Origin of the sequence: Rhizobium sp. 10PS4 (assembly GCF_032464805.1) — a bacterium.
GTDB classification, from domain to species: domain Bacteria; phylum Pseudomonadota; class Alphaproteobacteria; order Rhizobiales; family Rhizobiaceae; genus Rhizobium; species Rhizobium laguerreae.
Genome location: NZ_JAWDIW010000004.1, coordinates 80,140 through 93,389 on the forward strand (window position 1 = coordinate 80,140; position 13,250 = coordinate 93,389).

Consider the following 13,250-nt stretch of genomic DNA (forward strand, 5'->3'; position numbering starts at 1 on the left):
CATCGCATTTTGGCCTCATGCGCCCCGCCATTCTCGATCCTCTGTTTTCCCCCATTTCCGGCCTTCCGGGCGTCGGCCCGAAGATCGCCGAGCTGCTCGTCAAGCTGCTCGGCCGCGAGACGCTGGAGGATTGCCGGGTGATCGACCTGCTCTTCCACGCGCCCTTCTCGCTGATCGACCGGCGCAACCAGCCGGGCATCGCCCGGGCGCCGCAGGGTGCGATCGTGACGATCACGGCGCGCGTCGACCGGCACCAGGTGCCGCCGCGCGGCAAAAGCAATATCCCCTACCGCGTCTTCCTGCATGACGAGACCGGCGAGCTGACGCTGGTCTTCTTTCGCGGACAGGCGGCATGGCTGGAAAAGCAGCTGCCTGTTGACGCGGAGGTGACGGTCAGCGGCAAGATCGACTGGTTCAACGGCCGCGCCTCGATGGCGCATCCCGACTATATCGTCAGGGCCGACGAGGCGGAGAGCCTGCCGCTGGTCGAGCCGATCTATCCGCTGACGGCGGGGCTCTCGCCGAAGACGCTGCGCAAGATCATCGACGCCGGCCTGCCGCGTTTTCCCGAGCTGCCGGAATGGATCGACCTGGCCTTGACTGAGAAACAGGGACTGCCGTCGATCCGCGACAGTTTCCACATGCTGCACGAGCCGCGCGATCCCACCGATATCGACCCGCAGGCCCCTGCCCGGCGGCGGCTTGCCTATGACGAATTCCTCGCCGGCCAGCTATCGCTGAGCCTGGTGCGGCAGAGGCTGCGCAAGGTGGCGGGCCAGCCGGTGCATGCCACCGGCGCCATCAGCAGCAAGATCCTGAAGAGCTTGCCCTTTTCGCTTACCGCCAGCCAGAACGAGGCGATCGCCGAGGTTTTGAAGGATATGGCCGGCAACGAGCGCATGCTGCGGCTGCTGCAGGGCGATGTCGGCTCCGGCAAGACGCTGGTGGCGCTGATGGCGATGGCGGCGGTGATCGAGAGCGGCGGCCAGGCCGTGCTGATGGCGCCGACTGAAATCCTGGCGCGGCAGCACCACGCGACGATCGCGAAATTCGCCGCCTCCGCCGGTCTCGGCATCGAGGTGCTGACCGGGCGAACCAAGGGACGCGAGAGGGAGGAAATCCTGGAGCGCATCGCCTCGGGTGCTGCCCAGATCATCATCGGCACGCATGCGCTGTTCCAGGACAGCGTCGCCTACGCCAATCTGATGCTTGCCGTCGTCGACGAGCAGCACCGTTTCGGCGTGCATCAGCGCCTGCGGTTGACCGCCAAGGGCCTCTCGCCGCACATGCTTGTCATGACGGCGACGCCGATCCCGCGCACGCTGGTGCTTGCCGCCTTCGGCGATATGGACGTCTCCAAGCTCACCGAAAAACCGGCCGGCCGCAAGCCGATTCAGACGATCACCGTGCCGATGGAACGGACCGGCGAAATCGTCGGGCGGCTGCAAAGCGCGATCGCCGAGGGCAAGAAGGCCTACTGGATCTGCCCGCTGGTCGAGGAGTCCGAAGAGCTCGACCTGATGTCGGCCGAGGAACGGCATGCGACGCTGGTCGCCGCACTTGGCCCCGGCATCGGCCTGATCCACGGCCGCATGAGCGGGCCGGAGAAGGACGCGGCGATGATGGCGTTTAAGAACGGCGAGACCCGGCTGCTCGTCGCCACGACCGTCGTCGAGGTCGGTGTCGACGTGCCGGATGCGACGATCATGGTGATCGAGCATGCCGAACGTTTCGGCCTGGCGCAATTGCATCAGCTGCGCGGCCGCGTCGGGCGCGGCCACGAGGCCTCGACCTGCATCCTGCTCTACAAGGGACCGCTCGGCGAGACCGGCCATGCCAGGCTCTCGATCATGCGGGAGACGGAGGACGGCTTCCGCATCGCCGAGGAGGACCTGAAGCTGCGCGGCGAAGGCGAATTGCTCGGCACACGACAATCCGGCACGCCGGGTTTCCGCATCGCCAGCCTCGAGGCGCATGCCGACCTGCTGGAGATCGCCCGTAAGGATGCGGCTTACCTCATCGAGCGCGATCCGGAGCTGACCACCGAGAGGGGAACGGCGATCCGCACCCTGCTTTATCTTTTCCGCCGCGACGAGGCGATCCGGTTCTTGAGAGCGGGTTAAAGCGCGCCGAGGCGCGCTTTAAGTCTTTGTTCTATGCATGTCGTTACCCCAAAACCGCTGAACACTTTTGGGCGACATGCATCATTCAGCCTTGGAAACCGCCACCGGCTTCGGCCGCGGCAAATGCTTCTGCTTGGGATCGGCCGGCTTATGTTCGGGCGCCACAAGCCCGCCTGAAATCAGGAACTTGGCGGCGTCTTCCGGCGACATATCGAGCATGACGATTTTTTCGCGCGGCACGAAGATGAGGAAGCCGGCCGTCGGCACCGGCGTCGGCGGCAGGAAGACGGCGACCATGTCCTGGCCCATGGCATTGAACTTCGAAGCGATTTCGCCCTTGGCGTCGGTGGCGATGAAGATCAGTGCCCAGAGGCCGGGACCCGGATATTCGATGAGGCCGACCTTTTTGAAGGAGTTCGCCTGTTCCTTCAGCACGGTTTCGAAAATCTGCTTCACGCTTCTGTAGATCGTGCGCACCAGCGGCATGCGCTGAACGATCGATTCGCCGAACCGGACGATGCTCTGGCCGATGAGGTTCTTGCCGAGGAAGCCGACGACGGTGATCAGCACGACGGCGATCAGCAGGCCGAAGCCGGGAATGGCGAAATTGAGATAGCTTTCCGGATTCCAGCGCGCCGGAATATAGGGCCGGACCCAGCTGTCCGACCAATGGATGAAGGTCCAGGTCAGCCAGATGGTAATCGCGATCGGCGCGCAGATGATCAGTCCTGCGAGAAAATTATTCCTCAGCCGCGTCGCGACCGGCATTCTGGGGGTGTTGTCGGCCATCGTTTCCTGATGAACTCCATCTCAGTCCTGGACGGGCCGGAACGCCGGCCCTTCCCCCTTGTCCGCAGACCAAAATTGCCAGAATTCGGGGCGCCGCACAATATGTTTCGGCACGGCGCTCCCGGCGTTGCAGGCTTATTCCACGGTCACGGATTTCGCCAGGTTGCGCGGCTGATCGACATCGGTGCCCATGAAGACGGCGGTGTGATAGGCGAGCAACTGGATCGGCAGCGAGAAGATCATCGGCGCGATGATTTCGTCGACCACAGGCAGGGTAATCGTCGCCATGGTCGGCAGTTTCGAGGCCGCCGCACCGGCCTCGTCGGTGATGAAGATGATGCGGCCGCCGCGGGCGGCGACCTCCTGCATGTTCGAGACAGTCTTTTCGAAGAAGCGGTCGTAGGGCGCGATGACGATAACAGGCATGTTCTCGTCGATCAGCGCGATCGGTCCGTGCTTCAACTCGCCGGCGGCGTAACCCTCGGCGTGGATATAGGAAATTTCCTTGAGCTTCAGTGCGCCTTCCATGGCAAGCGGGAAGCTGGTGCCGCGGCCGAGATAGAGCACGTCCTTGCATTTCGACAGTTCGCGCGACAGGCTTTCCATCTGCGGCTGGATGAGGTTCAGCACCCGGCTCATGATCCGCGGCATTTCGGCGAGATGGCGCACCAGCGCCCTCTCCTCGTCTGCACTCACCGTGCCGCGCGCCTTGCCGGCGCCGATCGCCAGCGCTGCCAGCACGGCAAGCTGGCAGGTGAAGGCCTTGGTCGAGGCGACGCCGATTTCGGGACCGGCCATGATCGGGAAGACGGCATCGGATTCGCGCGCGATCGTCGATTCGCGGACATTGACGACGGCGCCGATCTTCAACCCGTTGTCGCGGCAATAACGCAAGCATGCCAGCGTATCGGCGGTCTCGCCGGACTGCGAGATGAAGAGTGCGGCCTGCGACGGCGACAGCGGCATTTCGCGGTAGCGGAACTCGGAGGCAACGTCGATCTCAACAGGCAGGCGGGCATAACGCTCGAACCAGTATTTGCCGACGAGGCCGGCGAGATAGGCCGTGCCGCAGGCCGAGATCGCAAGGCCGGTCGCCGCCTTGAAGTCGATCGCGGCGGCATTGGCGCCGATGGTGTTCTCGGCGAAATCGACATAGTGGCTGAGCGCATGAGAGATCACCTCCGGCTGCTCGTAGATTTCCTTTTCCATGAAGTGGCGGTGGTTGCCCTTGTCGACGACATAGGCGGTCGCCTGCGAGATCTGCCGGGCGCGCTTGACCGGCTTGCCGGCGAAATCGAGCACCGCGACACTGTCGCGGGTGAGGATGGCGCAATCGCCGTCGACGAGGTAGGTAATCTCGTTGGTGAAAGGCGATAGCGCGATCGCATCCGAGCCGAGGAACATCTCGCCGCGGCCGTAGCCGACGGCGAGCGGCGGGCCGGAACGGGCGGCCATGATCGTGCCGGGATCGGCCTTGAGCATGATGGCCAGCGCATAGGCGCCGGTTACCCGGTTCACCATCTTCAGCATGGCGGCGCGCGGCTCCAGGCCTTCGCGCAGGTATTTCGCCATCAGATGGGCGACGACCTCGGTGTCGGTCTGGGTTTCGAAAACCGACCCCTCCTCGGTCAACTCGTCGCGAAGCTCGGAGAAGTTCTCGATGATGCCGTTATGGACGACGGCGACGCCTTCGACGAAATGCGGATGGGCATTGGTCTCGTTCGGCACGCCATGGGTCGCCCAGCGCGTGTGGGCGATGCCGACGGTGCCGGGCAGCGGTTCGATGTCGAGGCGCTTTTCCAGATTGAACAGCTTGCCCTCGGCGCGGCGGCGATCCATCACGCCGTCATGAATGGTGGCGACACCGGCGGAATCGTAACCGCGATATTCGAGACGCTTCAGCGCATCGACCAGGCGCCCCGCAACAGGCGCAGTTCCGACGATCCCCACAATGCCGCACATATAGTATCCCCATAAAGGCTTCGACAACGAGGCCAGTCCTAACGATTCCTGCTTATTTCTCAATCACCTCGGCGGTCACTTTCAATTTCCGCCGGTTACGCAAGGCCGGTCAGGCTTTCGCCTTCTTCGCCGCCTTGATGGCGAGCGCACGCTCACGCAGCAGCGTCGCGCGGCCGGGCTTGATCTCCTGCCGGGCGCGGCCGAGCGCCAGCGCGTCGGCCGGCACGTCGGCAGTGATGACGCTGCCGGAGGCGATATAGGCGCCGTCGCCAATCGTCACCGGCGCGACCAGCGAAGAATTGGAACCGATGAAGGCGTTTTCGCCGATCACCGTCTCGCTCTTGTTGACGCCGTCATAGTTGCAGGTGATCGTGCCGGCGCCGATATTGCTGCCGGCGCCGATGACGGCATCGCCGATGTAAGTCAGGTGGTTGACCTTGGCGCCCTCGCCGAGCCGGCCGTTCTTGACCTCGCAGAAATTGCCGACCTTCGAACCGGTGCCGAGATCCGCACCCGGACGCAACCGCGCAAAGGGGCCGACGGTCGCGCCCTGGCTGACATGCGCGCCTTCGATATGCGAGAAGGCATGGATGACGGCGCCGCTGTCGATCACCGCGCCGGGACCGAAGACGACGTTCGGCTCGATCAGCGCATCCTGGCCGATGACGGTATCGTAGGCGAGAAAAACCGTTTCCGGCGCGATCATGGTGACGCCTGAAAGCATCATCTGGTGGCGGCGGCGCTCCTGCCAGAAGCGCTCGATGACGGCGAGTTCGGCCCGGTTGTTGCAGCCGGTCATCTCGATCTCGGGAGCATCGACCGCGGTGACGCGTCCGCCGAGCGAACGGGCGATTTCGACGAGATCGGTCAGATAGAATTCGCCCTTCGCATTGGCGTTGCCGATGCGCGAGAGAAGATCGAGCGCCTTTCTGCCGTTGATCGCCATCAGCCCACTGTTGCACCAGGTCACAGTGCGCTCAGCATCGGTCGCATCCTTTTCCTCGCGGATGGCGATGAGTTCGCCGTCCTTGACGAGCAGGCGGCCGTAGCCAGTCGGGCGGTCGGTGTGGAAGCCGATGACGACGACATCGCTGCCATCGGCAAGGCCCTGGCGGGCGGCCTTCAGCGGTCCGTCGGTCTGCAGCGGCACATCGCCATAGGTGACGAGGATATCGTCATAACCCTTGGCGATCGCTTCGCGCGCCGCCAGCACCGCGTGGCCGGTGCCGAGGCGTTCCTTCTGCAGACAGGATTCGATGTCGACGCCGGCGATGCTTGCCGCCTTTGCCACGTCCTCGGCATCACGGCCGACGACAAGGGCGACGGATGAGATGCCGGCGGAGGCGACCGCCTCGACCACATGGGCGATCATCGGCCGTCCGGCGACCGGATGCAGGACCTTCGATTTCGAGGATTTCATCCGCGTGCTGTCACCGGCGGCAAGGATGACGGCAAGACAAGTGCGTTCCATGATTTGCTCCGCGAATCCGCGCCATGAGGCGGCTTTATCGCCTCATACTGCATAATTCCCTAAATCGGAATCGATTTAAGGATAAATTATGCAGCCATTCAAAGTGCTGCAGCGTCCTTTGCATCTCTCGAAAAGACGTGCGGCGCTGCAGACAAGCAAAGCCTTCACAAGGGTGAAATTGCTGCCGAAATCGACCCTGTGACGGCCTCGGACCCGCGGGCCTCGAAAGCTTCATGCACATGATGGCGGCCGTCGAGGATGACGTCCTCCATCGCACGGCGCGCGGCGGCGTTATCGCCGGAAACGATCGCATCGACGATGCGCATATGGGTATCGGCGATATTGGCGAAGCCGTTTTCGGTTGGCGGCGTGCTCATCCGGAACATGCCGACGAGGGCTGCTTCGATGAGACTGCCCAGTGTCCGCATGAAGGGATTGTGCGAGGCTTCGGCGATCGCCAGGTGAAAACGAAGGTCGGCGAGTGCGAGGCTGTCGGCCGTATGACCGGCCGCCGCCATCTCGAGCGCCAGCCCGCGCAGCATCTCGATCTCCTCGGCATTCGCCCGCTCGGCGACGAGACCGGCGGCGAAAGGTTCGAAGGCGAGACGGATATCGTAGAGCTGCAGCAGAAACTCTTCCGTCACGCCGTTGTCGAAGTGCCAGGCGATGATCTCGCTGTCGAACATGTTCCAGAGGTTCTTCTCGGTCACACGCGTACCGACCCGCGCCTTGGCGACGACCATGCCTTTGGCGGCGAGCGTCTTCATCGTCTCGCGCAACACCGTGCGGGACACTTTGAAGCGTTGCGCCAGTTCCGTATCGCCTGGCAGGATCGAGCCGACCGGATAGGTGCCGGCGACGATCGCCTTGCCGAGTTCGTCGACCACCTGAGCGTGGCTCGTCCGGGTTCTACGCCCCGTTTTGCGTGTCTCGTCCAATTTGTAGCGCAAGCGATCCGTCTCCCCCTCAGGCGTACCTCTTGTTCAGACTGGAAACGAACAGGATGGCTTTCTGCATCAGGATGAATGCAAACAGCAAAAGGCCAATCAGGATCTTGGTCCACCAGCTCGACAGCGTGCCGTCGAAGGTGATGTAGGTCTGAATGAGCCCCTGGATCAGGATACCGATCAAGGTTCCTGCCACGAATCCCGCTCCTCCGGTCAGCAGCGTCCCCCCAATGACGACCGCCGCGATGGCATCGAGTTCGACGCCGACTGCTGCAAGAGAATATCCGGCAGAGGTGTACAGCGAAAAAACGATCCCGGATAGACCCGCGAGAAAACCCGACAACGCATAGATCTGGATTGTCGTGCGGCCGACCGGCACGCCCATCAGCCTCGCCGTCTGCGTGCCGCCGCCGAGCGCATAGACGTTGGTGCCGAAGCGGGTGCGCTGGGCGATGAAAATGCCGACGGCAAAGACCAGAAGCATGATGCCGCCGATCAGCGTCAGCCGCCCGCCACCGGGCAGACGGTAATAGAGGCTCGTCAGCGTCGAATAATATTCGTGGTTGATCGGGATGCTGTCGATCGAGAGCACGAAGGCCATGCCGCGCGCCAGGAACATGCCGGCAAGGGTGACGATGAAGGCCGGCATTTCGAGATAGTGGATGATCGCGCCCATGATACCGCCAAAGGCAGTGGTGATGACGAGCACCAGCGCGAAGGCGAGCAGCGGATGGATCGAGGTGTTCTCAAGGATCACCGCGAGGAAGACGCCGGTAAAGGCGATGACCGAGCCGATCGACAGATCGATGCCGCCCGAAATGATAACGAAGGTCATGCCGACGGCAGCGATGCCGAGAAAGGCATTGTCGGTCAAAAGATTGCCGATGACGCGCGTCGACAGAATGTTCGGATATTGCAGCGCGCATCCTGCATAGGCGAGCACGAAGATGACGATGGTCGCAAGCAGCGGCAGGTATTTCGAGTTCATTTCGGCTGCTCCCTGCCCTGCCGGCGGCTGGCGAAGATGGCGAGCGATTGTACCGCCGGCGACTGGATGACGAGAATGACGATAATGATGACGGCCTTGATGATCAGGTTGAATTCAGGCGGGAAGCCGGCGGACAGGATGCCGGTATTCACCGCCTGGATGATCATCGCACCGATCAGCGATCCGAGAATGCTGAAGCGTCCGCCGAGCAGCGAATTGCCGCCGACGACGACGGCGAGGATGGCGTCGAGTTCCAGCCATAGGCCGGCATTATTGGCATCGGCGCCCTTGATGTCGGCTGCGACGATGATGCCCGCAATCGAGGCGCAGAGACCGCTCAGCATGTAGACCGCCATCAGCAGCACCGGCGTTTGAATGCCGGAGAGCGTGCTGGCGCGACGATTGATGCCGACGGCCTCGATCAGCATGCCGAGCGCCGTGCGGCGGACGAGCAGGATGACGAGCAGGCCGACGAGAAGCCAGATGACGACAGGCATCGGCAGGAGAGCCAGCGAACCGCTGCCGAAGAAGGTGAGCCCGTCATTGTTGAAGGTCAGGATGGCGCCTTCGGTGATGAGCTGGGCGATGCCGCGACCGGCCACCATCAGCACCAGCGTCGCGATAATCGGCTGGATATTGAGGACTGCCACGAGGAAACCGTTCCAGACACCGCAGGCAAGCCCAATCGCCAGCGTCAGGATAATAGTATAAGCAACTGAATTTCCTGACACAATCGACGAAGCGGCGACGGCGCCGCAGATGGCGATGACCGCACCGACGGACAGATCGATACCCTTGGTGGCGATGACCAGCGTCATGCCGATCGCCAGCAGCGCCACCGGCGCGCCGCGGTTCAGCACGTCGATCAGGCTGCCATAGAGGCGGTCATTCTGAACCACGACATTAAAAAACTGCGGTGACGTTATGAAATTCAACAGAAGAATGACAACGAGCGCAATCAATTGCGGCGCCAGGCGATATGCCAGCGCTTTCAGCGAGGACCTCATGCATCCTCCATCTTGTGCTCGGCCGCAGCGATGGCATCGACGATGCCGGCAGCGGTGATACGCTCGCCTGTCAGTTCGGCGATATGCTGCCTGTCGCGAAGTACGATGACACGTGAGCTATAGGCGACAAGCTCTTCAAGTTCCGAGGAAATTACGATCAGCGACATGCCGCCGGCACAGAGCTCTTCGATGAGCCGGATGATCTCGGCATGGGCACCGACATCGATGCCGCGGGTCGGCTCGTCGAGGATCAGAAACTTCGGATTGGTCGCCAGCCAGCGGGCGAGGATCGCCTTCTGCTGGTTGCCGCCTGACAGTAGCCGGATCGGCTTCTCGCGATCGGTGGTGCGGATATCGAGCGCCTTGATGTAGCGGTCGGCAAGCGTGTTCTGCTCGGCGCGCGACAGCGGCCGCGTCCAGCCGCGGCGGGCCTGCAGCGCCAGTGCGATGTTCTCCCTGATCGACAGGTCGCCGATGATGCCATCGGTCTTGCGGTCCTCCGGGCAGAAGCCGAAGCCCTTTGCGATCGCCGCGCGGGGGCTCGAAATCGTCGCCGGCTGGCCGTCGATCGTGGCGCTGCCGCTGTCGGCGTGTTCGATGCCGAAGAGCAGTTCGGCGGTTTCGGTGCGGCCGGAACCGAGCAGCCCGGCGACGCCGACCACCTCTCCGGCGCGCACTTCAAGGTCGAACGGTTTGACCTTGCCACGTTTGCCGTAGCCTGAAAACCGGTATCGGACATCACCCGCCGCAAGGTTGTGTTCCCTGACCGTCTCCTCGACATGGGCCAGCTCGCGGCCGAGCATCATGGCGATCAGGCCCTGGCGCGGCAGATTGGCGACATCGCGGGTGCCGACGAGCTTGCCGTTGCGCAGCACGGTGATACGGTCGCTAATCGCATAAACCTGCTCGAGAAAATGGGTGATGAAGACGATGCCAAGGCCGCGCTTCTTGAGGTCTTCGATGATGCGGAAGAGCAGCGCCACTTCCTGATTATCGAGACTTGCAGTGGGCTCATCGAGGATCAGCACCTTGCCGGAAAGATCGACGGCACGGGCGATGGCAACCACCTGCTGGACAGCGACGGAGAAACGGCCGAGCTCGGCGGTGACGTCGATATCGACGCCGTAGCCGGCGAGCAACTCACGTGCCTTGCGGTTCATTGCGCGGACGTCGGTCATGCCGAAGCGCCTTGGCTGGCGCCCGAGAAAGAGATTTTCGGCGACGCTGAGATTGGAAAGGAGATTGACCTCCTGGTAGACCGTGCCGATGCCGAGCTTCTGGGCGGCGAGCGTATTGGCCGGATTGATTTCCTGGCCGTCGAGCGTCAGGCTGCCCTCGTCACGATGGTAGGCGCCGGTGATGCACTTGATCAGCGTCGACTTGCCGGCACCGTTTTCGCCCAGCAATGCGTGCACCTCGCCTCGGCGGAGCGTGAAATCGACCTTATCCAGCGCCACTGCGCCGGGAAAGAATTTCGATATTCCGGAGGCCGCGAGAACGTTCTCGAAATCGTGAATCATAAGGGTCTGTTTTCCTGATATTGACGGCAAACGCCGCGCCGCGGCCGGACATGACGTCCCAAGGCGGCAAAGGCAGTTCCGCACCGGTCCATGACGGGCCGGTGCGGTTCTACAGCGCCCTCTCGTCTTTTCAGACGCAGGACGCTGTAGCGCTTTTATTGCTGCATGATTTTGTCCGGAAATCGAATTCCGATTTCAGGAATTATGCAGCGGTGTCACATCAGATCAGTAGCCCTGACCCTTCTTCTCTTCGTAGACCTTCATCGGCTCGTCGGCAGGCGTGTAGAGCTTCGACTCGGTCTGGATCCACTTGGCCGGAGCCTTCTTGTCCTTCAGATAGGCTTCGAGCGCATCGAAGGCCGGACCTGCCATATTCGGCGTCAGCTCGACCGTGGCATTGGCCTCGCCTTCGGACATCGCCTTGAAGATATCCGGAACGGCGTCGATGGAGACGACGAGAATATCCTTGCCGGGCTTCAGGCCGGCTTCCTTGATCGCCTGGATGGCGCCGACGGCCATGTCGTCGTTATGGGCGTAGAGAGCGCAGATATCCTTGCCGCCATTCTCGGCCTTCAGGAAGCTTTCCATGACTTCCTTGCCCTTGGTGCGGGTGAAGTCACCGGTCTGGCTGCGAACGATCTTGAGGTTGTCGTGGCCGGCAAGAGCCTCTTCGAAGCCCTTCTTGCGGGCGATGGCCGGCGACGAACCGGTGGTGCCCTGAAGCTCGACGACATTGCACTTCTTGTCGCCGACGGTCTTGACCAGGAAGTCGCCTGCGACCTTGCCTTCATGGACCAGGTCCGACGTCACCGCCGTCAGGTAGAGATCGTCAGGAGCCTTGATGGTACGGTCGAGAAGGATGACCGGGATTTCGGCTTCCTTGGCTTCCTTGAGAACGTCGTCCCAGCCGGTTTCGACGACCGGAGCAATGAGAATGGCATCGACGCCCTGAGCAATGAAGGAGCGCAGAGCCTTGATCTGGTTTTCCTGCTTCTGCTGCGCATCGGCAAACTTCAGATCGATGCCGCGCTTCTTGGCCTGTTCCTTGGTCACGGTCGTTTCAGCCGCACGCCAGCCCGATTCCGAGCCGATCTGCGAGAAGCCGACAGTGAGGCCGGCGGCCGAAGCCGAACCGAACATGCAGGCAGCCAGAATCGTGGCACTCAAAAGTGCAGTCTTCAATTTCATGATTTCCTCCCAATGCCGCATCTCGCGGCGCAGGGTCAAAAAATCATATAGTATTACTTTTGTAAATCGGAATCTTGGGATGCATTGCAGCAAAAAAAGAGCGCCCAGAAGGGCGCTCTTCGCAACTGCGAGATAGCTACGGGACTATTTACCCGGAAGCTTGTCGTCGACACCTTCGACATAGAAGTTCATGCCGAGCAGTGTGCCGTCATCGGCCTTCTCGCCGGCCTTCAACCAGGGCGTGCCGTCCTGCTTGTTGATCGGGCCGGTGAAGGGATGCAGTTCGCCTGATTTGATCTTGGCTTCGGTCTCCTCGGCGAGTTTCTTCACGTCGTCGGGCATGTTGGTATAGGGCGCCATCGTCAGGATGCCGTCCTTGAGGCCATCCCAGCTCTGCTCTGACTTCCAGGTGCCGTCGAGAAGCGCCTTGACGCGCTTGACGTAATAATTGCCCCAGGTGTCGATGATCGCGGTCAGCTGGACGTTCGGGCCAGCCTTGATCATGTCGGAAGCCTGGCCGAACGCCTTGACGCCGCGCTGCTCGGCGACCTGCATTGGCGCGGTCGTGTCGGTGTGCTGGGTGAGGATATCGACGCCCTGGTCGATCAGCGCCTTGGCGGCATCGGCTTCCTTGCCGGGGTCGAACCAGGTGTTGACCCAGATAACCTTCATCTTGAAGTTCGGATTGACCGACTTGGCGCCAGTTTCGAAGGCATTGATGCCCATCACCACCTCGGGGATCGGGAAGGAGGCGATATAGCCGGCCGTGCCGTTTTTAGAGAGCTTGCCGGCGATAATGCCACTGATGTAGCGGCCTTCATAAAAGCGCGAATTGTAGGTCGCGACATTGTCGGCGGCCTTGAAGCCTGTCGCATGCTCGAACTTCACTTTCGGGAACTTCTTGGCGACGGCAATAGTCGGGTCCATGAAGCCGAAGGACGTGGTGAAAATCAGCGAGCAACCGGAGCGGGCCATGCGCTCGATCGCGCGTTCGGCATCCGGGCCTTCCGGGACGCTTTCGAGGTAGGGCGTCTCGATCTTGTCGCCGAATTCCTTCTCGAGCTGGAGGCGGCCGTTCTCATGGGCCTGCGTCCAGCCGCCGTCGGTGCGGGTGCCGACATAAACGAAGCAGACCTTGGTCTTGTCAGCCGCCTCGGCGGCCGAACCGATGCTCAGGACGAGGGCAGCTGTCGCTGCGAGAGCAAGTGCAAGTTTTTTCATATTGATCCCTGTTGGTTGGAAGTTTCGAAACCCG

General features: G+C 62.0%; 10 protein-coding genes. 1 reads left to right on the top strand and 9 read right to left on the bottom strand.

Annotated features, from left to right (window positions below; all coding sequences use genetic code 11):
- Window positions 1-17 precede the first annotated feature (17 nt).
- Window positions 18-2,123 (top strand): ATP-dependent DNA helicase RecG, encoded by a 2,106-nt coding sequence (gene recG / locus RWJ89_RS08450; protein WP_316030843.1) that lies wholly within the window; start codon window positions 18-20, stop codon window positions 2,121-2,123.
- 81 nt (window positions 2,124-2,204) lie between these two features.
- Here recG and RWJ89_RS08455 read toward each other — a convergent pair whose 3' ends face one another.
- From RWJ89_RS08455 to RWJ89_RS08495, 9 genes are all read right to left on the bottom strand, one after another.
- Window positions 2,205-2,912, bottom strand: a complete 708-nt coding sequence (locus tag RWJ89_RS08455; RefSeq protein ID WP_017960424.1) for a DUF502 domain-containing protein — start codon at window positions 2,910-2,912, stop codon at window positions 2,205-2,207.
- A gap of 135 nt (window positions 2,913-3,047) precedes the next feature.
- Entirely contained in the window at window positions 3,048-4,874 is a 1,827-nt protein-coding gene (gene glmS, locus RWJ89_RS08460) for a glutamine--fructose-6-phosphate transaminase (isomerizing) (protein WP_131666051.1), read from the bottom strand.
- Between the two features lie 109 nt (window positions 4,875-4,983).
- On the bottom strand, window positions 4,984-6,345 hold the full coding sequence (gene glmU / locus RWJ89_RS08465; protein ID WP_131666050.1) for a bifunctional UDP-N-acetylglucosamine diphosphorylase/glucosamine-1-phosphate N-acetyltransferase GlmU: 1,362 nt from the start codon (window positions 6,343-6,345) through the stop codon (window positions 4,984-4,986).
- A gap of 164 nt (window positions 6,346-6,509) precedes the next feature.
- Window positions 6,510-7,295: a FadR/GntR family transcriptional regulator gene (locus tag RWJ89_RS08470; protein ID WP_131666049.1), complete on the bottom strand. Its 786-nt coding sequence runs from the start codon at window positions 7,293-7,295 to the stop codon at window positions 6,510-6,512.
- A gap of 16 nt (window positions 7,296-7,311) precedes the next feature.
- On the bottom strand, window positions 7,312-8,280 hold the full coding sequence (gene yjfF, locus RWJ89_RS08475) for a galactofuranose ABC transporter, permease protein YjfF (RefSeq protein WP_020049894.1): 969 nt from the start codon (window positions 8,278-8,280) through the stop codon (window positions 7,312-7,314).
- Window positions 8,277-9,287, bottom strand: a complete 1,011-nt coding sequence (locus RWJ89_RS08480; RefSeq protein WP_131666048.1) for an ABC transporter permease — start codon at window positions 9,285-9,287, stop codon at window positions 8,277-8,279. The genes yjfF and RWJ89_RS08480 overlap by 4 nt, the downstream gene beginning before the upstream one ends.
- On the bottom strand, window positions 9,284-10,807 hold the full coding sequence (gene ytfR / locus RWJ89_RS08485) for a galactofuranose ABC transporter, ATP-binding protein YtfR (RefSeq protein ID WP_316030844.1): 1,524 nt from the start codon (window positions 10,805-10,807) through the stop codon (window positions 9,284-9,286). The genes RWJ89_RS08480 and ytfR overlap by 4 nt, the downstream gene beginning before the upstream one ends.
- Window positions 10,808-11,032: 225 nt before the next feature.
- On the bottom strand, window positions 11,033-11,995 hold the full coding sequence (gene ytfQ / locus RWJ89_RS08490; protein ID WP_003539585.1) for a galactofuranose ABC transporter, galactofuranose-binding protein YtfQ: 963 nt from the start codon (window positions 11,993-11,995) through the stop codon (window positions 11,033-11,035).
- 144 nt (window positions 11,996-12,139) lie between these two features.
- The gene (locus RWJ89_RS08495) at window positions 12,140-13,216 is read right to left on the bottom strand and encodes a BMP family ABC transporter substrate-binding protein (RefSeq protein ID WP_072638498.1); all 1,077 of its coding nucleotides are present in this window, start codon (window positions 13,214-13,216) and stop codon (window positions 12,140-12,142) included.
- Window positions 13,217-13,250 lie beyond the last annotated feature (34 nt).